General features: G+C 60.3%; 21 protein-coding genes. 17 read left to right on the forward strand and 4 right to left on the reverse strand.

Annotated features, from left to right (window positions below):
* The first annotated feature begins 101 nt into the window (after positions 1-101).
* Positions 102-548 (forward strand): ribonuclease HI, encoded by a 447-nt coding sequence (gene rnhA, locus JQN68_RS04385; protein ID WP_249621027.1) that lies wholly within the window; start codon positions 102-104, stop codon positions 546-548.
* A 280-nt stretch (positions 549-828) separates the two neighbouring features.
* On the opposite strand, the gene JQN68_RS04390 is transcribed toward rnhA, so the two are convergent.
* The 3 genes from JQN68_RS04390 to istA all read right to left on the reverse strand — a co-directional run bounded on the left by JQN68_RS04390 (position 829) and on the right by istA (position 5,518).
* Positions 829-3,042, reverse strand: a complete 2,214-nt coding sequence (locus JQN68_RS04390; protein ID WP_225073680.1) for a methyl-accepting chemotaxis protein — start codon at positions 3,040-3,042, stop codon at positions 829-831.
* A gap of 152 nt (positions 3,043-3,194) precedes the next feature.
* Positions 3,195-3,986: an IS21-like element helper ATPase IstB gene (istB, locus tag JQN68_RS04395; protein ID WP_225073679.1), complete on the reverse strand. Its 792-nt coding sequence runs from the start codon at positions 3,984-3,986 to the stop codon at positions 3,195-3,197.
* Complete coding sequence (istA, locus tag JQN68_RS04400) at positions 3,983-5,518, reverse strand: IS21 family transposase (RefSeq protein ID WP_225073678.1); 1,536 nt, start codon at positions 5,516-5,518, stop codon at positions 3,983-3,985. The genes istB and istA overlap by 4 nt, the downstream gene beginning before the upstream one ends.
* Positions 5,519-5,936: 418 nt before the next feature.
* Between istA and JQN68_RS04405 the strand changes: the two genes are divergently transcribed.
* The 7 genes from JQN68_RS04405 to JQN68_RS04435 all read left to right on the forward strand — a co-directional run bounded on the left by JQN68_RS04405 (position 5,937) and on the right by JQN68_RS04435 (position 11,255).
* Positions 5,937-7,181, forward strand: coding sequence for a BPTI/Kunitz-type proteinase inhibitor domain-containing protein (locus JQN68_RS04405; RefSeq protein ID WP_249621028.1), 1,245 nt, complete (start codon positions 5,937-5,939; stop codon positions 7,179-7,181).
* A complete protein-coding gene (locus JQN68_RS04410) occupies positions 7,178-7,570 on the forward strand; it encodes a hypothetical protein (RefSeq protein WP_225073676.1) in 393 nt (130 codons plus the stop codon). The genes JQN68_RS04405 and JQN68_RS04410 overlap by 4 nt, the downstream gene beginning before the upstream one ends.
* A gap of 71 nt (positions 7,571-7,641) precedes the next feature.
* The gene (locus JQN68_RS04415; protein WP_249621029.1) at positions 7,642-7,938 is read left to right on the forward strand and encodes a hypothetical protein; all 297 of its coding nucleotides are present in this window, start codon (positions 7,642-7,644) and stop codon (positions 7,936-7,938) included.
* Between the two features lie 58 nt (positions 7,939-7,996).
* The gene (locus tag JQN68_RS04420; protein WP_225073674.1) at positions 7,997-8,350 is read left to right on the forward strand and encodes a hypothetical protein; all 354 of its coding nucleotides are present in this window, start codon (positions 7,997-7,999) and stop codon (positions 8,348-8,350) included.
* 9 nt (positions 8,351-8,359) lie between these two features.
* A complete protein-coding gene (locus JQN68_RS04425; RefSeq protein WP_225073673.1) occupies positions 8,360-9,235 on the forward strand; it encodes a tetratricopeptide repeat protein in 876 nt (291 codons plus the stop codon).
* A gap of 14 nt (positions 9,236-9,249) precedes the next feature.
* A complete protein-coding gene (locus JQN68_RS04430; protein ID WP_225073672.1) occupies positions 9,250-10,470 on the forward strand; it encodes a hypothetical protein in 1,221 nt (406 codons plus the stop codon).
* A gap of 2 nt (positions 10,471-10,472) precedes the next feature.
* Positions 10,473-11,255, forward strand: coding sequence for a tetratricopeptide repeat protein (locus tag JQN68_RS04435; protein WP_225073671.1), 783 nt, complete (start codon positions 10,473-10,475; stop codon positions 11,253-11,255).
* 423 nt (positions 11,256-11,678) lie between these two features.
* Here JQN68_RS04435 and JQN68_RS04440 read toward each other — a convergent pair whose 3' ends face one another.
* Positions 11,679-14,087: a mechanosensitive ion channel domain-containing protein gene (locus JQN68_RS04440; RefSeq protein ID WP_225073501.1), complete on the reverse strand. Its 2,409-nt coding sequence runs from the start codon at positions 14,085-14,087 to the stop codon at positions 11,679-11,681.
* A 169-nt stretch (positions 14,088-14,256) separates the two neighbouring features.
* Here JQN68_RS04440 and atpD point away from each other — a divergent pair, with 169 nt between their 5' ends.
* From atpD to JQN68_RS04485, 9 genes are read left to right on the forward strand one after another with little or no spacing between them, the layout of a single operon-like run.
* Positions 14,257-15,684, forward strand: a complete 1,428-nt coding sequence (gene atpD / locus JQN68_RS04445) for a F0F1 ATP synthase subunit beta (protein ID WP_225073502.1) — start codon at positions 14,257-14,259, stop codon at positions 15,682-15,684.
* Positions 15,681-16,061: a F0F1 ATP synthase subunit epsilon gene (locus tag JQN68_RS04450; protein ID WP_225073503.1), complete on the forward strand. Its 381-nt coding sequence runs from the start codon at positions 15,681-15,683 to the stop codon at positions 16,059-16,061. Before atpD ends, JQN68_RS04450 begins: the two co-directional genes overlap by 4 nt.
* Positions 16,058-16,423, forward strand: coding sequence for an AtpZ/AtpI family protein (locus JQN68_RS04455; protein ID WP_225073504.1), 366 nt, complete (start codon positions 16,058-16,060; stop codon positions 16,421-16,423). Before JQN68_RS04450 ends, JQN68_RS04455 begins: the two co-directional genes overlap by 4 nt.
* Positions 16,410-16,751: an ATP synthase subunit I gene (locus JQN68_RS04460; protein WP_225073505.1), complete on the forward strand. Its 342-nt coding sequence runs from the start codon at positions 16,410-16,412 to the stop codon at positions 16,749-16,751. Before JQN68_RS04455 ends, JQN68_RS04460 begins: the two co-directional genes overlap by 14 nt.
* Positions 16,735-17,448 (forward strand): F0F1 ATP synthase subunit A, encoded by a 714-nt coding sequence (locus JQN68_RS04465; protein WP_225073506.1) that lies wholly within the window; start codon positions 16,735-16,737, stop codon positions 17,446-17,448. The genes JQN68_RS04460 and JQN68_RS04465 overlap by 17 nt, the downstream gene beginning before the upstream one ends.
* Complete coding sequence (locus JQN68_RS04470) at positions 17,441-17,725, forward strand: F0F1 ATP synthase subunit C (RefSeq protein ID WP_225073507.1); 285 nt, start codon at positions 17,441-17,443, stop codon at positions 17,723-17,725. The genes JQN68_RS04465 and JQN68_RS04470 overlap by 8 nt, the downstream gene beginning before the upstream one ends.
* A gap of 3 nt (positions 17,726-17,728) precedes the next feature.
* Entirely contained in the window at positions 17,729-18,520 is a 792-nt protein-coding gene (locus JQN68_RS04475) for a F0F1 ATP synthase subunit B family protein (RefSeq protein ID WP_249621030.1), read from the forward strand.
* Positions 18,517-20,103: an alternate F1F0 ATPase, F1 subunit alpha gene (locus JQN68_RS04480; protein ID WP_225073509.1), complete on the forward strand. Its 1,587-nt coding sequence runs from the start codon at positions 18,517-18,519 to the stop codon at positions 20,101-20,103. Before JQN68_RS04475 ends, JQN68_RS04480 begins: the two co-directional genes overlap by 4 nt.
* On the forward strand, positions 20,057-20,938 hold the full coding sequence (locus JQN68_RS04485) for a F0F1 ATP synthase subunit gamma (protein WP_225073510.1): 882 nt from the start codon (positions 20,057-20,059) through the stop codon (positions 20,936-20,938). The genes JQN68_RS04480 and JQN68_RS04485 overlap by 47 nt, the downstream gene beginning before the upstream one ends.
* Positions 20,939-21,026: the final 88 nt, after the last annotated feature.

Genomic DNA, 21,026 nt, shown 5'->3' on the forward strand with positions numbered 1-21,026 from the left:
CCCTGGGGACGCCACATGTCAACAGCCCATCATCTCACCGGTGATGGGCTGTTTTCGTTTCATTTCAGCCGCTTCGTCCCAACTTCTGCAGCGAGGAACCCATGTCCGATTCGACCGCCGTGGTGGAAATCTTCAGCGACGGCGCCTGCTCCGGTAACCCCGGACCCGGCGGCTGGGGCACCCTGCTGCGCTGGGATGGCCACACCAAGGAACTCTCCGGCTTCGAGGCCCAGACCACCAACAACCGCATGGAGATGATGGCCGCCATCGCCGGGCTGGAGGCCCTCAAGCGCCCCTGCCGGGCGCGGGTCACCACCGACTCCCAGTACCTCTACAAGGGCATCACCGAGTGGATCCACGGCTGGCGCAAAAAGGGCTGGAAGAACTCCAAAAAGGAGGAGGTTGCCAACCGCGACCTGTGGGAGCGACTGTTGGAGCTGACCTCAAAACACCAGGTGGAGTGGCACTGGGTACGCGGCCACAATGGCCACCCGGAGAACGAGCGCTGCGACGAGCTGGCCAGGGCGGCCATCACGGCGGGCGCTTAGCCTTCTTCTCAAAAGCACTTTCTATCAAGCAGACGATTTGTAAATGACCGAACTGCGATAGCAGAGCAAGAAGTCTATCCCATAATGTTTCCAAAAGCCCATGACCAGTTGGCTGCTTTGGTTTGAACTCAAATATTTACAAAAGCCCTCTGGCCGGCAAAGAATCCGCGCAGAAACGCCCTTGGCGGTTAAACAAACCACCAAGGGCGCCCATTCAAAACCGTCGCCACATTAATAAAAATCCCAGCACTTGGCTCCACAGCCGTTTTTCGACAGCCTGCTAATATTTTCCGAATTCGCGATCTTCCGAGGCGATGATATCGCTCGGAGTACGTTCTTTTGCAATACCAGTTCTATTATCAGCGAGAAGCAGCTTTGAATCGTATGCCTTGCCGATTCGCGAGGAAAGGGCCTGAAGCCCACCTTTGTCCTCGAAAGCCGCATCCCGACCCACTTGCTGATCGAGTTTGAACCGCAGCAGCATCTGGCGCAACTGTTCGGCTTGACCGGACAATTCCTCGGCCGCTGCGGCACTTTCTTCGGCATTGGCCGTATTCGACTGCGTCACCAGATCGATTTGCCCCAATCCGGTATTGATTTCCCCAATCGCCTGGGCCTGCTCACTGGAAGCAGCCGCGATTTCGTTGACCAGGTCCGTGACCTTGACAATGCCCTGCACGATCTCGTCCAGGGCCGATGCCGTTTGTGCGGCAATTTGCGCGCCATACTGGGTCTTGTCCACGGACCCTTCGATGAGCACTGCCGTTTCCTTGGCCGCCTGGGCGCTGCGGGCCGCCAGGTTGCGCACTTCCTCGGCAACGACCGCAAACCCTTTGCCATGCTGTCCGGCCCGCGCGGCTTCGACGGCCGCATTGAGGGCCAGCAGATTGGTCTGGAACGCTATTTCATCAATGACCTTGATGATTTTGGAGATGTTCTTGCCGGCTTCGCTGATCTCGTCCATGGCCGACACCATCTCCCGCATCTGCTGATCCCCCTTTTCTGCAGCAGCCTTGGCCTGGCTGGCCATCTGCCTGGCCATGTTGGCATGCTCTGCCGACTGCTTGGTCTGAGAACCCACCTCGGTCATGGAGGCCGATATTTCTTCCAGGGAAGCGGCGGACTCGGTCGCTCCCTGGGACAGGCTTTGGCTGCCGTCGGCAATCTGGCTGCTGCCGGCGGCAATCTGCTTGCCGGTCAACTGGATTTGCTGGATCAAATCGCAGATTGCGGCATTCGCCTTGGCTAAAGGCTCGCGAATCAAGCCCTTGGCCTTGAAGGTGAAATCGCCGGCGGCAAGGCAGTTGAAGGCCTCCAGAACTTCGTCCCGAAGGTTGTCGGCAAAGGCGTCCATCGTCAAGGCCAACCGCCCTACTTCATCCTTCCGATTCATCTTCAATCGGCAATTCAACTGACCCTTTTCAAGGCCCTGGACCATCTCCAGAATGCGATGAATGGGATTGGAAACAGAACGGGCAATAAAGTAGACAATCGCTATCAGCACCATGATGGCACCTACGACCATACCACTCCCTAAGCCGAAAAGGGCCCGGGATTCCGCGAGGATGGTTTTCATCGGAACGACGGCCACGAAACTCCAAGGCGTGGCGGCCTCACCCACTTCAAAGGGCACACTGATGATCAGGTCCTCCAAAGCCTGGCCCTTGCGGCGACTTACCTCCTCGTGAATCTGGCCAGCACGCATGGCGGCAACAACTCTGACCGCGAGAGCCTGTTCCAATATTTCCGACAATTGTTTCCCACTGTACGATTCTTCAGGATGAGCAACGATGAGACCACCGTGGCTGACCAATATTCCATGGCCGGTTCCCATCGGCGTAGCTGCCCTGACCAAGGGCTGGCAATCACGCAGGGCTATATCGATCCCAACAACACCGATCACGGCCCCGTCCTTGAGAATCGGAACGCCGACACTAGTAATTAAAATTCCACCCGCAGATTCCTCAGGGTAAGGTTCGAGAATAACCTCGCGCCCACTGTCCTTGGCTAACCTGTAGTAGTCTTCAGTCTCATAGTCATCGCAGGGCTCAATGCCAATTTTGCCATCCTGACGAAAAAAATAAGGGTAATAACGACCACTTGCGTCATGCCAGTTGCGGTTTTGAAATAGCCTGTCTCGTCCGTCTAGAGCATTTGGCTCAAAAACAACATAAACTCCTAGAAATGTCTCTTTGGAAAGCAAAACTTTCTGCAAGGCCCGATCCAACTCAAGGCGGTTAACGCTTTCTGGAGCAGCAGCAGCAGCTTCTAGCAACGACGATAGAGTGCGTGCAGCCGTCATGGCCCCAGTTAATTCAGACTGGATCTTTGCCCCATAGTGGGACGCCGTTTCTATTGCAAGCTTGTTAGCTGATTCGATGCTACTGCGGCGGGCATTGAAAAATATAAATCCGGCAGTCAATGAAAAGACGACAATAAAAAGAAAGGAAATTGGAAGAAGAATTTTATTGCGAATCTCCATGTTTTTAATCACGGCACCCCCCAGATTTATAATTTTCAAAAAATGCCACTGCTGATGGCACTTACCTCATCTCTTTTTAAGCACGTGCTGTCTCCCGATAGAATGCCTTTCGCTTTCATGTAACTGTCAAGGGTCAGCGTTATTGAGCAGGGCCGGGGTCACGGTTATTGAGCAGTTTGACCTTCGGTGTGCTCGGTTTGGTTGGTTGTCGGTGCCGGGGAATTCGGGCGCATCTTCTTCCGGTACGACTCTCCTTTCATGACGAAATGATGGGCGTTGTGGGCCAGTCGGTCGAGAGCCGAATTGGCCATCACCGGGTCGGGAAACAGGGTGAGCCAGTCGGCCGGTGGCCGGTTGGAGGTGACGATGATCGAGCCGCGCAGGTGACGCTCGGCGACGATTTCGTAGAAATCCTCGGCCTGGGTCATGGTCATCGGTTTAAGGCCGAAGTCGTCGATGATGAGCAGATCCGGGGCGAGCAACCGTCTCAGTTCGGCATCCCAGGAGTTGTCGGCGCGGGAGGCCTGCAGGGTACGGAAGAGCTTGACCGCCTTGAGAAACAGCACCGAGCGTCCACAGCGGCAGGCATGGTGACCCAGAGCTTGGGCGAGGTGGGTCTTGCCGGTGCCGGCGGGACCGTAGAGCAAGACATGCTCCCGGCGTTCGATGAACAGACCGGTGGCCAGGTCACGGATGGCGGCGGGATTCAGGGTGGGGCTGCCTGCGAAGTCGAACTCCTCGAGAGTCTTGGGCTCCTCGAAGCTGGCGCGCTGCAGGCGCAGCCGCAGGCTCTGGGTCTTGCGGCGTTCGATCTCGTCCTGCAGCAGCAGTTGGAGAAACTCCAGGTAGCCGAGTTGGTCCTGGCGAGCCTGCAGCAGCCGCACATCGAGCGTGTCGAGCATGCGGCCGAGCTTGAGGGCCTTGAGCTGGCTGGTCAGGGCGGCGGTCGCGCTCATCGGGCCACCTCCTTGGCGGCAAAGCTCTCCGGCGGATGGAGAAAGCCCAAAGCCTGTTCGGTCAACGACGCCGGGCGCAGTTCCTGAGCGGAACGCCAGTAGAGGGGGATCCCGTTTTCCAGCACATGGGTCAGGCGACGCAGTTCGGTGGCGCCGAAGTGGAACAGATAATCACAGGCCTCGTCCAGCCGCCGGGGTCCGTACTTGTCAGCCAGGCGCAGCACGCCTTGCGCCTTGCGCAGGTTGCGGATGGCGTGGTCGGCGAGGATTTCCTCAACCATGCGGGCCACATGGGGGCCGAGTTCCGCAGCCTGTTGGCGGCAATACGCCGGATGGGCGAAGAGAAACGCCTTGGCGGCCTCTGGGTAGTCGGTTTGGTCGGTCACCCAACTGCCGCGCCGATTCGCCCGGGGATGGGTCTTCACCAGGGCATCGTCGCAGTAGATTTCGACCAGCCGCCGGGTTGCCCGCACCCACACCGTTTTGCCGACAAAGCGGGTCGGCAGCGAGTAGTAGCTGCGTTCGAAGACCAGGTGATGGTCGGGATGGACCTTTGCCTCGGCCCAAGTCGGCGGGTCGAAGGGTTGCGCCGGCAGGGGCCGCAGGGTTGCCTGCTCCAACTGCTCGAAGCGCGCCATTGGCGCCTCGCAGGTGGTGCCGTGGAGTTCGCGTCCGACCTGCTCGCGGCACCACACAAGCGCCTTTTGGTTGAGGTCGGCCAGATCGACATAGCTGCGACCGGCAACCAGTTGCTGGCGCACTACCGGCACTTGGCGTTCCACCTTGCCCTTGTGCTCCGGAGTTGCCACCTTGGCGGGGTCGACCACGAAGCCATAATGACGCTCCAGTTCGGCATAAGCCCGGTTGATGGTGGGATCGTAGAGGTCGGGGCGGACCACGCCGGCTTTGAGGTTGTCGAGCAGGACCGTCTTGGGCACGCCGCCGAAGAACTCGAAGGCGCGCACGTGGCAGTCGAGCCAGTTCGGCAGGTCCTGCCGTTCGACGAAGCGCACGAAGCGATGGCGACTGAAGGAGAGCGTCAGCACGAACACCCACAGTTGTCGCACCTTCTCGCCGAAGCGTACCCGGGCGCTGCCGAAATCCACTTGGGCCTGCTGCCCCGGCGGTGTCTCGATTCGCACCGTCACCCTTGGCGTGATCGGCGCCAAGGTACTGTGGACAAAGCGTTTGACGCTGGGGTAGCTGAGCTTGACGCCGCGCTCGCGCAGCAGGCGCCAGATTTGTTTCATGGTCATGTCCGGTTCCCCCAGCCAGGCCCGGATCTGCTCCTGGTACGGTGCCAGCCGTCGATGAGAAGGCGATGTTTGCACTGCCGGTTTCACTCCGGCAGCACGCATGGCCGCCAGCACCCGGGTGCGCTGGGCTTGATCGCCATCGCGAGTCGCCCCGTGTTTTTCGGCCAGTCGCAGGTACTTGCGTACCGTCTGTCGGGACTGGCCGAGGCTGCGGGAAAGTTGGGAGATGGTGTGCCCCTGCTGCCAGCGGTACATCAACTCGTCGAGCTCAATCATGGGAATGGGCCTCCTTGCCATGGCGCCTCCTGTCGGGATTCAAATCCCGGCAGAATAAAGCCAAGGCGGCTGGGGAGCCCACCGAAGATCAGGGCGGGGTGCTCAAAAACGCTGACCCCGCCTCCGGCAAAACTGCTCAATTAAGTTGACCCCGGGGTGCTCAATTCCGCTGACCCTGACCCGGGTCAAGGTGCTCAATTACCATGACCCTCGACAGGTACGGTATTTTGGAGGATCGAATTGCTGGAGGGTCATTATGAATAGGCATAACCTCACCTTCGACAAATTGGGGTGTTTTTTGCACTTAGGTACGCTGCGGTGACGAGAGCAATTGCATCAATGCAGCAGTTGGTCAGTTTTTGCGACACCATCAAATTTCGGGTATTCCCTTAATGCTCAAGCATGGCGAGGATTGCCTGTGAGACGGAGCGTAACAAGCCGGATACTCTGGTCATCCCTTGTGGTGGCCGCCTTTCTGGCGGTTGTCCAGAATGCTTGTGCCGACATGGGGCAGATCCATGCGAGTGATGCTGCCATCCGCGAGGACTCGCAGAAGGCGATCATCCTTCACAATGGAACGGAGGAGGTCCTGATCCTCGGCACCGACCTCAAGGGGGACCGGAAAACCGGCATCCTTCGCTTCATTCCCTTTCCTTCCGAACCCCGGATCACGAAGGCACCGGAAGCGACCTTTGACATCCTGGCCGAGGTGATGAAGAAACACCGCCTGCAGTTCCTGATGGCCAGCAAGGGAGGCGGAACAGAAGGCGCATCCGTGGAGTTGCTCCTCCACGAAAAACTTGGCTTCCACGACATGACCCTCATCAAGGTGAATGATGCCGCCCAGTTCAGGGCGTGGGTGAACACCTATTTCGAGAGGAAGGGGCTTCCCACCAAGGCGGAATACGTCACGGCCGAAGCGATTGTGGACGATTACGTGAAACGCGGCATTCCATATTTCGTCCTCGATTATGTGGAGGTTGCCGAGGAAACGCGTTTCATCGAACCGATTGCCTACCGGTTCGCCGGCAAGAGTCTTTACTACCCGCTCAAGACCTCGAATACCTTCGGCGGCAAGGGGGCCATTGAATTGGTTTTGCTTCTTCCCGGCACGCTTTGCAAGCCTTCGATTGGAGCCTATGAAAGCTGTCTCGGCCTCCCTGCCTTCAACCAGCACGTGCAGGTCAGCACTTCGGCCGCCGTGCCTGTCGACGATCTCGCACGAATTTATCCTGAAGCGGAAGCGTTTTTCGGCGGCCGTCAGGTCTTCATGCAGATGGTCAGCTACTGGGGCGATTATTCCTTTGACCGGGATATTATGGACGATCCGGGAAAAGCAATCCCCAAGGCTTACGGCCACGCCGAAGGGCAGCCCGCCAACCCGTGGCTGCTGCCTGGGGAGCAGATTGAGGTGGCTCTCGAGGAGAGGAGCCACGACACGCCCGCTCGGCAAGACCCCCGCTGTGCACTTCAACCCGATCCGGGCCCGTGCAAGGGTCTTTTCGAGAAGTATTACTTCGACATGGCTCAGGGAAACTGCAAGAAGTTTTTTTTCGGGGGCTGCCAGGGGACCGTGCCCTTCGATACCAGGGAAGCGTGCACGGCCGTCTGCCTTGGCGGGCAGGAACATTCAGATCACCGCGACGGGGAGATGTCAAGATGACACACAAGGGGCAAGTGACGCCGGGAGGCCTGACGGTTCTGCAGGCAAAAATCGGCATCGTCGTGGTGGCACTGTTTCTGCTGTTCGGCCTGGGGTTCGGCTTTGTCGTTCTGCAGGAGACTCCCGACTCCGAAATCGGCTTGAAACTCCTCATCGGCCTGTTCTTCCTTATCTGGGTCGTGGCCTGCTTGGCGATCATCGTCTTTTACGTCAGGATGTTGTCAAAGCGGGCATCCCCAACCGACAGCTCCCTCATCGATATTCACTTGGAAAAAACCAGTGGCTTTGATGAGCGCCTGCGCGCCCTGGAGGCCCTGAAAAACGATGGCCTGCTCTCGGAAATGGAATACCGGGCCAAGCGCGAGCAGATAATGAAGCAACCGTGGTAATGGCACATGGCGCTGGCTTTTGGGACGACATGGGTGATTTCTCGCGACAGCCCGGTAGGGAATTGAGGCGGTTGCCGCTGATGCTCGGCAAATTGCTGGGAGGCATGGCAGCGGTCATCGGGTTCGGAATGGCGTCCTGGGTTGCGACCCACGGGAAAGGCGGGGATGTCTGGCCGCCGCTTTTGGCAGCGGTTGCAGGACTTGCGGTCTTCATGGTTTCGGAGAGGCGGCTGGCCAAACGAGCGCCCTCGACCGGAGCGCCTCCGTTGTCGCCCGTCGAGATGAAGAGATCGAGTTTTCTGGCCTGGTTGTTGCTTTTGCTGTTTGTCATAGTCTTATTGCTTTGCATCCAGTTATTCCTGCAGTGAACCGACTCGACAATTCTTGGCGCCCAAGTCGACAACTATTTAAGAAAGCGAATGGATCATGCCAAAGACATTAAAAATCATCCTGGTCATCGTCATTATTGCCATCGTGTGGGGAATTCTGGCCTCAATTGATGCCGGTCCGGCAGGTTTCGGGGTGATCCTTTCCTCGCTGGCTCTGCTGGATGTGGTCACGGGGGAGTTTAAGGGGAACAACAAGCTGGTCTGGCTGATAGTCTGTCTTGCAGGGCTGGCCTTTGCAACCGTTGCCCTTGGCAGCGTCATGATGACGACACCCACGGCGAACGGCAAACAGCCTCTGTATGTCCTGGCAACTACTGTCGCCATACTCCTTCCATTCGCCTATTATCTGGTCGGCAGGGGGCAAAAAATTGGAAATACACATCGAGAATAGGAAGTCCTTATGAGACAGACTTGTTCTTCAAACAAGACAGCCGGGCTGAAGTTCGGCTTGAGGGTCGGCTTCATTCTCGTCATTGCGGCCTGCCTCTTTCTCTCCCAGAGGGGTATTGCGGTCGCGGAACAGGCGGTCTCCGAAGAGGCTTTCAGGTATTTCACCCGTGGCCTGGCGGCGGTGGAGATGGCACGCTCCATCTCTGATTTCGAAGCCGCCGCCCGGGAGATGGAAAATGCCAAACGGGCAGCGCCGCAGTGGCCGGATGTCTACTACAATCTGGGCTTGATCTATGAGAAGGCCGGCAATTACCAGGCGGCAATCGACAATATGCATACCTACCTGAAGATCGTGCCCGGGGCTGCCGATGCCGATCAGGTTCGCGAGGCGATCTATCGCTGGCAATATCTGCACCAACGAAATGACGTCGGCGGAATCTGGAAGGCCGATGTATCGGCTTCTCAGGTATCCTGCTCACCGACCACCTACCTGGTCACTGGCGACACGATACTGTTCAGCGGGTTTCTTTTCGATGACCTGCAACTCGAGATAACTAACGGCCCTGATGGCAACCGGGGACGTATTCTGAGCAGCAAATTCCGGTATGGACACCTTCTTAAGGATGCGCCCTTTGCTCCGGTCAGACGGGAAGGGGAAGCCGTCATGATCGACAAGGCGTTCATGTATACCTGCGCGGCGAATGTCCAGCCTTCCCTGTGCCCCTGGGAAGCTACGTTCACCCTGCGTCAAATCGCCGAAAACATTTTGGAGGGGGAATTATCTGCCGGCGGCTTCGGTCGGAATATGGATTTAAGAACCACGAGAAAGCAGGATGGATACCATCAATGTTCGGGCCGGATTGTTCTGAAGCGGGTCGGTCGGTAATACGGAGAGTGATCATGAAATATGCAATCATCATTGGCCTGCTCATCCTGTCTGCCGTCGCGCAGGACGTTCGGGCCCTGGACGAACCGATGCTTGTCGAGTGCCGGTCGCAACTGGAGATGTGGCGAAACGACCGCATCACACCCGGCCTTGCCGAAAAGGCCATGCAGATGGAATGCCCGGACCCTTACGCCCGAGTCATGCCTGTGTTCAAGAAGGCAACGTCTTCAAGCCCAAACGGCAGCCATCAGAGTTATGGGTCATCCCGGGACGACGAGGAGAGAGCGCGCCAGGAGAGGGAAAGACTAGCAAGAGAGCGGCTCGAAACAGAGCGGCAGCAGGCCTTCGACAAGGCAAAGCAGCAGTTGCTGCACTCCATCAAGGGGGGCAGTTCGGGGACCCCCGGCCTGGGGCTGAAAACCGCCGGATCGGCCGGTCAGGGGCTGGCCCTCAAGTCCGGCACCCCGCCGGTTGTTACTTCGACCGCTCAGACCAGCACCGCCGTTCGCCAGGAACAGCATGCGTTTGATAACACGCAGGCTGAGTGGCTGCGCAGACAGCAGGAATTGATCCGGCAATCCGTTGCCTATGACAACAAGTGGCGCAACGAAGTACTGGCCTCCATCAAGGCGATCCGGGTGCCGAATCCCGCGGCTCGTCCCAAGGAATTGGAGGATCTGCGCCCCGGTGATGTGCTCCTGATCGGGCCGGATGATTCATCCGTCGCCGGTGCGATCAAGAGGGCCGACCCGCTTTACCGGGCGCTCGATTCCCTGGTTTCCCCCGCCAATGTTTCCAGTGAGGAGTTGAGGTATGGGAAGGCCTCACATGTTCTGACCTTTGTCCGGAAGGTCAAGGAAGAGCTGCTGTTCCTGGACCATACCCTGGAAGGGAGCCGGATCATCAACGAGGTGGAGTTGATACGCCGGTACGGCAATCGCCCGGTTTACATCGCCAAGCCCCAGGCGCAGGTCGATGGCAGGAAACTCTGGGAAGTCGCCCGCGAAGCCGCCCTGCAGAGGGCGTCGGATTACGGCCTGCTGGGCAGCAGCGTGGTGTGCTCGGAGCGGGCGGCGATCGCGGTGGCCAAGGCGACCGGTGTTGCCATGGACAAGGAGCGGCATCTTTTCGGCCTGGGGGCCGTTGATATCACGCCGGCCGACTTTTTCGACGACAAGCATGTCGGCAGGTTCTTCCTGGTCTCGACCCGGCCGATTGTCCTGAGGGGGAGGTAAACATGCGGTTTCCGAATTTGCTGATGACCGTGACGTTGTGCATGCTTGGTTTTGCTGTTCAGGCCCTCGCGCAGGTGCCTGTGGGCGAGCAGGCCCGGCGCTACTTCGATCGCGGCACGGCCGCCGTGGAAATGGCGGAAACACAAAGCGATTTTGCAGCTGCTGCCAGGGAATTCGAGGAAGCTGTCCGCTTGGCGCCAGACTGGCCGGAAGCCCACTACAATCTCGGCCTGGTTCGCGAGAAGCTCGACGATCTTGAAGGTGCCGTCTCCAGCCTCAACCGCTACTTGGAACTGGCACCCGGTGTTGCCGACGCTGCCGCGGTCCGGAGCCAGCTCAACAAAATCGAGTACAAACGGGACAAGCGCGACGAGATGAAGCAATTTTTTGATATTCTGGCCCGACCGAACCACTCGAAGACCCTTGTTCAGGAGGAAGGTTCATGTTTGCAATGGACAAAGAACATGGTTTTATCGGGAAAGAAGATATTGATTATCAACAAGGTTAAACAAATGTATAATTTCAAAGACATGCGTGATTATGCGAGTGATTATTTCGAGGTTAATTTTGAAAAAAAGAAATATGAATATAAGGCAACACATTATAACTGCACAAAAGAAGTATCAAGAACCTTGAATATTTCACCATACTGTCCATCGGACTCTATAGTTTCTGGAGAAGTATTGTCTTTTTATCCGATCACATTAAAAGAAGAAATATTAGTTATAGACAGCTCGACAAAAAACCAGTTCAAGTGTAGTCAAGTATGGGAAGTCCGTGAATAAAAAACTGCCATTTTCCTCTTAACGGCAAATGAAGCGCACATGGCCTCAAAAGACAACCTCTGGTGAACCAAATCACGATCCTCTTCGAGGGCAGAATGCCGGCCCTTTAACCCGCGAGAGCCATTTACACATAATCCTTTACCAGCCCTAATTCGGGCTGGAACACTCAAAGAGCTGCCGAACATCGGCAAGGCGATTCCGCCAACCTGCGCGCCGTCGGCATCATGGCGCCGCGGCGGAGCGCCAGGCTCCCTGGGTGCTCTACACCCTGCTGGCCGGCACATCTGAACAGCGCGCCCGCGTGACCCGGGCTTTCCTCAAGGAGAAAAAATTCGACATTGCCGCCCTCGAACGGGCCTAGGCCGGGCAACAATAACTTCTCTGGCATTGGGGGGATCTGACTCCTGCGGTCTTGCCGGGGGCTTATTCTGACCGCGGCGGGGCCGGTTTTTCCTGCATGCCGCCGATAATGGCCGAATCGACGGACCGAAGGTGCAAATCGCGCTGCGGAAAAGGAATTTCCACGCCTTCCTCGCGGAACCGGCGGTCGATGTACTGCAGCAGGTCATTGCGCACCAGGAGCCGTTTTTGGGCGTCCGCCATCCAGACACGCAATTCGAAATCCAGGGAACTGTCGCCGAAGGCGACGAAGATGGGAGAGGGTTCCGGTTCTTTAAGAACATCCGGATGCTGCCGGGCCGCTTCGGCGAGGATGGTCAGTACCTTGGGTACATCGCTGCCGTAAGCTACGCCGACGGGAATGACCAATCGACTGCGGGAATTGCTCAGGGTCCAGTTGGTCACCTTCTCCGAAACCAGGAGGGAATTGGGGACGATGAGCTCCGCCAGGTCGAAGGTTTCGACGGTGGTGGAGCGCAGGCCGATCTTGCGCACGGTGCCCCATTCGTTGTCCACCACCACCATGTCGCCGACCTTGATGGGCCGTTCAAAGAGCAGGATCAGTCCGCTGATGAAATTGTTGACGATGTTCTGCAGGCCGAAGCCGATACCGATACCCAGTGCCCCGGCCAGGACGGCGAAGTTTTTCAGGTCGATGCCGGCCATGCTCAGGGCCAGAAAAAAGCCCAGCAACACCACCGAGTAGTGCAGTAATTTCTTGACCGAATCGCGGACGCCGCGATCCATTCGACGACGCGGGAAGAATTCCTCATCCAGCATGGTGCGCAGGAACCAGGAGCAGACCACCGCAGCGTAGATGACGATGGCAAACCACAACAGCATTTTCAGGGACAACTGGCCACTGCCCCACGCAAAGCTGAAGTCGAGCAGGCGGTGCCAGGCCTCACCGACGGTGGGGAACAGGCGCCAGGCCACCAACAGGTGCAGGCCGGCGTAGGTCAGGATGAAAACCTTGACCAGCCACTCCAGGCGAGCCGTCAGTTCGGCACCGTGGACCCGAAAGAACCGCCGTTGACGGAACAGACCGTAGCGCAACACCAGGGCCATGCCGCCGACCCCGAGGCGCAAGGTCATGGCGGTGAACAGGCCGATGAAGATGCTCGCCAGAGAGCTTTCCAGCAGTCGCGCCGCCAAGCTGACGAAGCCGCCGAATTGGGCCAGCAGGGCCACTCCGAGGAGCAGGGCGCCCAGTTTCAGCAGCAGGGTAAAGCCACTTGGTGCGTCCGTTGCCTGCCGCTCGCGTGCCGCCAGCCACAGGAGGCCCGGGATGCCTAGAATGCACAGCAGACTCAGATAAAGGCGATAGAGGGGTTCCGGAAGAACGATGGCTTGTAAAGCCAGCGAGACGACGTAGACCGAGGCCAGCAGAAACACCAGCAGGTTCTTGCGACGATGCCGCAGTAGTTCCGCTGCCAATACCGCTGCGGAAAAGGCCGCCAGGGCACCGAGAACCAGGCGCCACAGAGGCGGTGGGGTGCGATAGACAGACCCCAGGGCAACGATGGATACGAAAATTCCGGCGGCCACGGGATGGCGCAGCAGGAAATTCCAAGCCGCCACCTCGGCCGCCCGTCTCCTTTGCACTATCAGGGTCCCTGCCACCAGGGCGGCCCCCAGCAGCTGCAGAACCGCCAGCCAGCCCTGGGTGTGCCAGAAAAAAGCGTCCATTTCCCCCAACCGTTTCAGGCTGCCGAGAAAAGAGGTCCAAAGCTGCGGGTTGAACTGCCGATAGAAGTCGGAGTTGAGGAAGGACGGCCCCGTTTTTTGAAAAACCTGTCCGCGGCGCGCCGCAAGGGCTTCTTCGATAAGACCCGTCTGGGCGTTGAGAGCGGTCTGTAGCTCGGTGACCTCGCTTTGCAGAGCCACCAGGGGGCGGCTGACCTCGACAAATTGCTGTTCGATCTGCTGCAGCAGGCGGCGGGCGTCGGAGAAGCCCTGACGGGTGATTTGGCGTTGGCCGGGAGTGACGGAGTTTTGCCAGGCTTCCCAGAAGGCCTGCCGCTCCAACCAGTCACGGTGCAGGGTATCCAATTCCTCGAGGCGTCCCGAAACGTCACCCAGCAGTCGTGAGGCGGCCGCCTTCTGGTTGTCCAGCAGGGCCCGTACCTGTACCAACTGGTCGACGCTCCACTCCTGGGGGGTCCCGAGGCGATCGCTGAGCCGTTGCAACTCGGCATTGCGGTTGCGTAACTCTCCCAAGGGCGCCTGGAAGGCTGCCAGGTTGGTAAGAACGCCGAGGCGAGTATCGAGCAGGGTTTTTTCTTCCGCCAGCCGGGCCAGGCGCGGCATGACTTCCGCCATGCCCGGCAGGGCGACTTTCGGCTCGGAGGCGACAGGGACGGTTTCCTCGGCGTGGCCGTTCGGAACAATTAAAATCAATGACAACAGCAGGCTGAACAGGATACGCTTCATGGGACTTCCTCGTGATGGTGAAAATCTTTGATGTGTTGGCCGGTTCCGGCAACGGGGCCATTGTACCCCCTTTGCCGGGGATTGCCAAAGCCTTCGCGAGACGCGCAAAAAGGCCGGGATTCTGTTAAAATCGTTCGAGGCAACAGACCTCGTCGCAGGAAGGGTGGCCATGGCAGATGCCGAGATCCTGACAGGAACCGTGGTGGCGGTGCGCGGCGGCGTGGTGGATGCCCGTTTCAGCGGCCGACTGCCGCGCCTCAATGCCCTGCTGGTGGCGGGCCCGGAGGATGAAGTGGTCATCGAGGTGGTCATGCACCTGGACGCGGCTCATGTCCGGGGCACGGCTCTGACCGCCACCCAGGGACTGGCCAGCGGCGCACCCATCCGGGATACGGGCGGCACCCTGCAGGCACCCGTCGGCGACGCCATCCTGGGACGGGTTTTCAATGTATTCGGCCGCCCCATCGATGAAAAGGGGGAGATCGTCGATTGCCGGTGGCGGCCCATCCAGGCCCGTCCGGCGGCCCTCATGGAGCGCTCCACCCAGTCCGAAATCTTCACCACCGGCATCAAGGCCATCGATGTGCTGGCCCCCCTGGAGCGCGGCGGCAAGGCCGGCCTGTTCGGGGGCGCCGGAGTCGGCAAGACGGTGCTCATCACCGAACTGATTCACAACATGGTCGGTCAGCATGAAGGGGTGTCCATTTTCTGCGGCATCGGCGAACGTTGCCGGGAAGGGGAGGAACTCTACCGGGAGATGGGCGAGGCCGGTGTGCTGGACAATACGGTGATGGTGTTCGGGCAGATGAACGAACCGCCCGGCGCCCGTTTCCGGGTCGGCCTCACCGCCCTGACCATGGCCGAATACTTCCGCGACGATCAGGGTCGCGACGTGCTGCTGCTCATCGACAACATTTTCCGCTTCATTCAGGCCGGCATGGAAATCTCCGGCATGCTGGGCCTGATGCCCTCCCGTCTCGGTTACCAGCCGACCATGGCCACGGAACTGGCCGAACTACAGGAGCGCATCGCCAACACCCGGCGCGGGGCCATCACCTCCATCCAGGCGGTTTACGTGCCGGCCGACGATTTTACCGATCCGGCGGCGGTGCACACCTTCTCCCACCTGTCGGCGACCATTGTCCTGTCGCGCAAGCGGGCCAGCGAAGGCCTCTATCCGGCCATCGATCCCCTGGCCTCCGCGTCCAAGATGCTGACGCCCATCATCGTCGGCGAGCGTCATTACCGCCTGGCCCAGGAAATTCGTCGCACCCTGGCCACCTATGAGGAGTTGAAGGACATCATTGCCATGCTCGGTCTGGAGGAATTGTCCCGGGACGATCGGCACACCGTCTTCCGGGCCCGACGTCTGGAGCGTTTTTTCACTCAGCCCTTTTTCACCACCGAGCAGTTCACCGGCATGCAGGGCCGGACCGTATCCCTGGCCGAGGCCCTCGACGGCTGCGAGGCCATCCTCAATGACGAATTTACCGAAGCCCCGGAAAAGGTTCTGTATATGATCGGCAACATCGACGAAGCCCGCCGCCGACTCAAGCAGGGAGCTGCCGGCGATGCGAACCGGGAGGAGGGCACATGAGGCTGACGGTCCAGACCCCGGTGGAAACGCTGCTCGACACGCCGGTGCAATCGGTGCTGGCGGAGGGGCTGGAAGGCACTTTCTGTCTGCGCCCGCGGCATATCGACTGTGTCGCCGCGCTGTTGCCCGGCCTGCTGTTCTATACCGCAGCGGAAGGTTCGGACCACTGCCTGGCGGTGGACCGCGGGGTGCTGGTGAAAAAAGGGGACCAGGTGGCGGTATCGGTGCGCAACGCCATTACCGGCGTGAACCTTGAGGAATTGATGGAAGTGGTGGAGAATCGGTTTCAGGCCGTGGATGAGCAGCAGCGGGTGGTGCGCAGTGCCATGGCCCGTCTCGAAACGGACTTTTTGCGCCGCTTTATGGAGTTGAAATGACCGCGGAGAACCATCGCCCCCAACGCCCGGGCCAGGAGGCGCGCGAAGAGTTCCGGCGCCGGCTCGCCGCCAAGCGGGCCCGCAAGCTGCGGGCCCAGCGCCTGGGTGAACACCAGGCCTGGTTCGGGCTCGGCATGTTCGGGGTGGTGGGCTGGTCCGTGGCGATCCCGGCGGTGGCCTGCATCGCCCTCGGCGTCTGGATCGATCGGGTCAAGCCGGGACGCTATTCCTGGACCCTGATGCTGCTGGTGGTCGGCATGGCCTTGGGATGCTTGAACGGTTGGTTCTGGCTGGTCAGGGAACGACGCATCATCGAACAGGAACGAAACCGCGAGGAGGGTGAAACCCTTGAGAAACATTGACGGAGTCAAGCTGCTGGTCTCCCTGCTGGCCGGGCTGGGGCTCGGAGCCACCTATTTTGGCGCCCTGTGGTGGACGGTGCGGGAACTGCCCAAAATTCGCCGACCGCGAAGCTGGTTGGTGGGCAGTTTTCTGCTGAGGATGGCTCTCGCTCTGGTGGTTTTTTATTTTCTGTTGCGCTGGGGAATTCTGGCCATGGGCGCGGCCATGGGTGGTTTCCTCCTGGCGCGCATGGTCTGGCTGGGACTGAGCCTGCGCAACTCCCTGCGCGAGGACCTGCCCGACGATAGCCATGAAAATTCACAGGCCAATCATGGACATCAGCCCTGACAGCGTCGTTCTCTGGCAATGGCAAGGTCTCAAGCTGAATGCGACCATGCTGCTGACCTGGCTCAACATGCTGCTGCTCACCGGTGGCGCCTGGCTGGTGACGCGCCGGGCGCGCAGCGATCACAGCCTGGAGCGGCGCCAGCATTTTCTGGAAGCCCTGGTGGTCGGCATGGAACGGCAGGTTCGGGCCATGGGATTGTCGCCGCCCCGGGAGTTCCTGCCCTTTATCGGCACCCTGTTCCTGTTTGTGCTGTGCGCCAATCTGCTGGCCATCATTCCCGGTTACGAAGCACCGACCGGTTCCCTTTCCACCACCACCGCCCTGGCCCTGTGCGTGTTCGTTGCGGTTCCCCTGTGGGGCATACAGCGGCGCGGGCTGCGCGGCTTCCTCAAGCTTTACCTGCAGCCGTCGCCCCTGATGCTGCCCTTCAATCTCATGGGCGAACTGTCCCGGACCCTGGCCCTGGCCGTGCGCCTGTTCGGCAACATCATGAGCGGGGCCATGATTGGCGGCATCCTGCTGGCCGTGGCGCCGTTGTTCTTTCCGGTCATCATGCAGCTGTTCGGACTGCTTACGGGAACCATACAGGCCTACATCTTTGCCGTGCTGGCCGCCGTGTACATCGCCGCCGCGGTCCAGGTGGAACAGCAGCGGGAAACCGGCGACACAACGAAAAAAGGAGATGCGCATGGATAACCTTGCTTGGGTGGCGGTTGCCTCCATCATGTCAGCCGGGCTCTGCATCGGCATCGGCGCCATCGGTCCGGCCCTCGGCGAAGGGCGGGCTCTGGCCCAGGCCCTGGCGGCCCTGGCTCAGCAGCCGGACGAGGCCAACTCTATCACCCGGACCCTGTTCGTCGGCATGGCCATGGTCGAATCCACAGCCATATACTGCTTTGTGGTGACCATGATCCTGATCTTCGCCAACCCTTTCTGGCAGTTCTTCGTGGAACGGGCTGCAACGGGGGGGTAAATCGTGCTTATCGACTGGTTCACCGTCGGCGCCCAAGCGGTCAATTTCCTGATCCTGGTGGTGCTGCTGAAGCGGTTTCTGTACGGCCCGATCCTGCGTGCCATGGAGAGCCGCGAGGCCCGGCTGGCGGAGCGCTTCGCCGAAGCCGAACAGGCCTTGGAGCGGGCTCGGCAGGCCGAGGCCGAGTTCCGTCGTCAGCAGCAGTCCCTGGAGGAGGCGCGGGGCGAACGTCTCAGGGTCATTGAAGAGGAGGCGGAACAGCGCCGCAAGGAACTGGTGGCCGCGGCCCGTGCCGAAACTTCGTCCTTGCGGGCGGCCTGGCTGGGCGCCCTGCACAGCGAGCAGGAGCTGTTCGGACGAGAACTGAAAAGGCGGGTGGGGCGGGAAGTCCTGCATATCGCCCGCAAGTCCCTGGCGGATCTGAGCGATGTCGAACTGGAACAGCGACTCGTGGAACGTTTCACCACCGGACTCGCCGCCCTGGCAAGCAAGGAGCGCGAGCAGTTGGCCGCTACCGGTCGCAGCGACGGCCTGACGGTGCGCAGTTCCTTTGAACTGCCGGAGTCCCTGCGCAGCCGGTTAAGGAACGGTTTGGAGGCGCTGCTGGAGCATGAGGTCAGGGTACATTTCCACACCGATTCGGAGTTGCCCCTGGGCATCGAACTGGCGGTGGGCGGCCTGAAGCTTTCCTGGGGGGTGGACAGCTACTTCGAAACCTTGCAGGAAGCCGTGGACGAGTTGTTCGAGAGCCAGATCGGCACCCCGCCCGAGGCGGCGCCAGAGGAACCGGCATGAAGACCACGGACCCCGGTTTGGACCATGTTCTGACAACGACCTTCGAGTGCCTGCGGGAATCCGTCGACGGTTTCAAGCCCGACCTGGAGCTGCAACGCATCGGTTGGGTGGAATCCGTCGGCAAAGGCATCGCGCGGGTCAGCGGCCTGCCGGGAGTGCAGTCCGAAGAACTTCTCATGTTCCCCGGCGGGCTGCCGGGACTGGTTTTCAACATCGAGCCGGAACGCGTCGGCGTGGTGTTGTTGGGTGATTATGCACACCTGGAGGCGGGGGACGAGGTGCGGCGCAGCGGCCGGGTGCTGGATGTGCCCGTCGGGGAAGGTCTCATCGGCCGGGTTGTGGATCCGACCGGTCGGCCCCTGGACGGCGGGCGCCCCCTGAGCGTGCCGCAGCGCTGGCCGGTGGAACGGGCGGCACCGGCCATCATGGACCGGCGGCCTGTCAATCAACCCTTGATGACGGGTATCAAGGCCATTGATGCTCTTATCCCCATCGGCCGCGGCCAGCGCGAACTGATTCTCGGCGACCGGCAGACCGGCAAGACCGCCATCGCCGTGGACACCATCATCAATCAGCGCCGGCAGGAGATGCTGTGCGTCTATTGTGCCATCGGCCAGCGGGCCGCCAGCGTGGCCGGCGTGGTGGCGCAACTGCGGGAACACGGGGCCATGGAGTACAGCATCGTGGTGGTTGCCGAGGGCGACGCGCCGCCGGGATTGCAGTACATCGCCCCCTATGCCGCCACCACCATCGCCGAATATTTCATGCGGCGGGGCCGCGATGTGCTCATCGTTTATGACGATCTGACCCGCCATGCCCGCGCCTACCGGGAGGTGTCCCTGCTGCTGCGGCGGCCGCCGGGGCGCGAAGCCTTTCCCGGTGATATCTTCTATGTGCATTCACGGCTGCTGGAGCGCGCCACCCGCCTCAACCAGAATCTTGGCGGCGGCAGTCTGACGGCTCTGCCCATCATTGAAACCGAGGCCCAGAACCTGGCCGCCTACATTCCCACCAATCTTATATCCATTACCGACGGCCAGATTTACCTGTCACCCGAGCTGTTCCAGAAGGGCCTGCTGCCGCCGGTGGATGTGGGCAAATCCGTATCACGGGTCGGCGGCAAGACCCAGTTGCCGGCCTACCGCGCCGTGGCCGGGGATCTGCGTCTGACCTACAGCCAGTTCGAGGAACTGGAAGCCTTCTCCCGCTTCGGCACCCGCCTGGACGAGGAGACCCGGCGTATTCTGGCGCGCGGTCGCCGCGTGCGGGGCATTCTGCGGCAGCCGCAATTTTCACCGCGCAGCGCCGCCGAACAGGTGCTGGTGCTGCATGCCGTCAACAGCGGGGTGTTCGATGAAGTCGAGGAAGCCGATCTGGTCGAGGCCGAGGCCGCGGTCTGCGGCGCCGTGGCCGAAGTGCCGGAGACGGCGGCACTTATCCAGGCCGGAGAAAAGCTCACCGATGAGGATCTGCGGGCTCTGCGGCAGGCCGCGCAGCATGCCGTAAAGCATCTGCACAACCAGCGGGAGAAAACCGATGCCGGCTCTGCAGGATCTGCAACGCCAGATCAAGAGCGCCGCTGATCTCTACACGGTGGTGCGCACCATGAAAAGCCTGGCGGCGGTCAGCATCCGCCAGTACGAAGAGGCGGTGCGCGCCCTGGAGGGCTACTTTGCGACGGTGGAACTCGGTCTGCACGCCGTATTGCGGCACAGCGCCCTGACCGGGACGGCGGAACGGCCCCAGGGTACCGTCGCCCTGGTGCTGGGTTCCGATCAGGGCATGGCCGGGCGTTTCAATGAAGCCATCATCGAGTATGCCGCCGACGCTTTGGCGCAGGAGGATTCCAGGCAGGGCGACAGGCATTACTGGGTGGCCGGAGAAAAGGCCGCCGGCGGCATGGAGGAGCGTTTCGGCGCCGTTGCCGAGTTCTTTCCCCTGCCGTCCTCCGCCCAGGCGATAACCGGGGTGGTGCAGGAGGTGCTGTTGCGGTTCGACGCCCGCCGTCGGGAGTACGGTCCCTGCCGTCTGGAACTGTATTATAATGCCCCGGAAAGCGCCGCCAGCTATGGTCAGCAGCGACTGCCGGTGTTGCCGCCCGATCCGGAGTGGTTGCGGCAAATGGCCGGTCGCCCTTGGCCGGGGCGCAGCCTGCCCCTGTGCCGGGCCGCCTGGGGGCCGCTGTTCGCCGCGCTGGTGGGAGAATACCTGTTCGTCGCCCTGTTTCGCGCCTTCGCCGCCTCTCTCGCAGCGGAAAACGCCGCCCGCCTGGCCGCCATGCAGCGCGCCGAAAAGAATATCGAAGAGCTGCAGGAGCAGCTCGGCGCCCGCTATCACGCCCTGCGCCAGAGCGTCATCACCGAGGAACTGTTCGATATTCTGGGCGGGTTTGAAGCTTTAAATCAGGCTGAAGACTGATAAAAAGCAGTCCGAAGGCTGAAGTCCGAAGACTGAAGTAAAAGCCTGACAAACGCTTCGCACGGCTTGCGAAAAAATTTCCTTGCTT

Origin of the sequence: Desulfuromonas sp. CSMB_57 (assembly GCF_020194955.2) — a bacterium.
In the GTDB taxonomy this organism is placed as follows: Bacteria; Desulfobacterota; Desulfuromonadia; order Desulfuromonadales; family Syntrophotaleaceae; genus JAFCIY02.

Excerpts from the sequence above, each read along its gene's own strand:
- JQN68_RS04410 (WP_225073676.1), top strand. The coding sequence starts at position 7,178 with ATGACACACAAGGGGCAAGTGACGCCGGGAGGCCTGACGGTTCTGCAG.
- JQN68_RS04435 (WP_225073671.1), top strand. The coding sequence starts at position 10,473 with ATGCGGTTTCCGAATTTGCTGATGACCGTGACGTTGTGCATGCTTGGT.
- atpD (WP_225073502.1), top strand. The coding sequence starts at position 14,257 with ATGGCAGATGCCGAGATCCTGACAGGAACCGTGGTGGCGGTGCGCGGC.
- JQN68_RS04420 (WP_225073674.1), top strand. The coding sequence starts at position 7,997 with ATGCCAAAGACATTAAAAATCATCCTGGTCATCGTCATTATTGCCATC.
- JQN68_RS04480 (WP_225073509.1), top strand. The coding sequence starts at position 18,517 with ATGAAGACCACGGACCCCGGTTTGGACCATGTTCTGACAACGACCTTC.
- JQN68_RS04465 (WP_225073506.1), top strand. The coding sequence starts at position 16,735 with ATGGACATCAGCCCTGACAGCGTCGTTCTCTGGCAATGGCAAGGTCTC.
- JQN68_RS04450 (WP_225073503.1), top strand. The coding sequence starts at position 15,681 with ATGAGGCTGACGGTCCAGACCCCGGTGGAAACGCTGCTCGACACGCCG.
- JQN68_RS04485 (WP_225073510.1), top strand. The coding sequence starts at position 20,057 with ATGCCGGCTCTGCAGGATCTGCAACGCCAGATCAAGAGCGCCGCTGAT.
- istA (WP_225073678.1), bottom strand. The coding sequence starts at position 5,518 with ATGATTGAGCTCGACGAGTTGATGTACCGCTGGCAGCAGGGGCACACC.
- JQN68_RS04425 (WP_225073673.1), top strand. The coding sequence starts at position 8,360 with ATGAGACAGACTTGTTCTTCAAACAAGACAGCCGGGCTGAAGTTCGGC.
- JQN68_RS04430 (WP_225073672.1), top strand. The coding sequence starts at position 9,250 with ATGAAATATGCAATCATCATTGGCCTGCTCATCCTGTCTGCCGTCGCG.
- istB (WP_225073679.1), bottom strand. The coding sequence starts at position 3,986 with ATGAGCGCGACCGCCGCCCTGACCAGCCAGCTCAAGGCCCTCAAGCTC.
- JQN68_RS04455 (WP_225073504.1), top strand. The coding sequence starts at position 16,058 with ATGACCGCGGAGAACCATCGCCCCCAACGCCCGGGCCAGGAGGCGCGC.
- rnhA (WP_249621027.1), top strand. The coding sequence starts at position 102 with ATGTCCGATTCGACCGCCGTGGTGGAAATCTTCAGCGACGGCGCCTGC.
- JQN68_RS04470 (WP_225073507.1), top strand. The coding sequence starts at position 17,441 with ATGGATAACCTTGCTTGGGTGGCGGTTGCCTCCATCATGTCAGCCGGG.
- JQN68_RS04440 (WP_225073501.1), bottom strand. The coding sequence starts at position 14,087 with ATGAAGCGTATCCTGTTCAGCCTGCTGTTGTCATTGATTTTAATTGTT.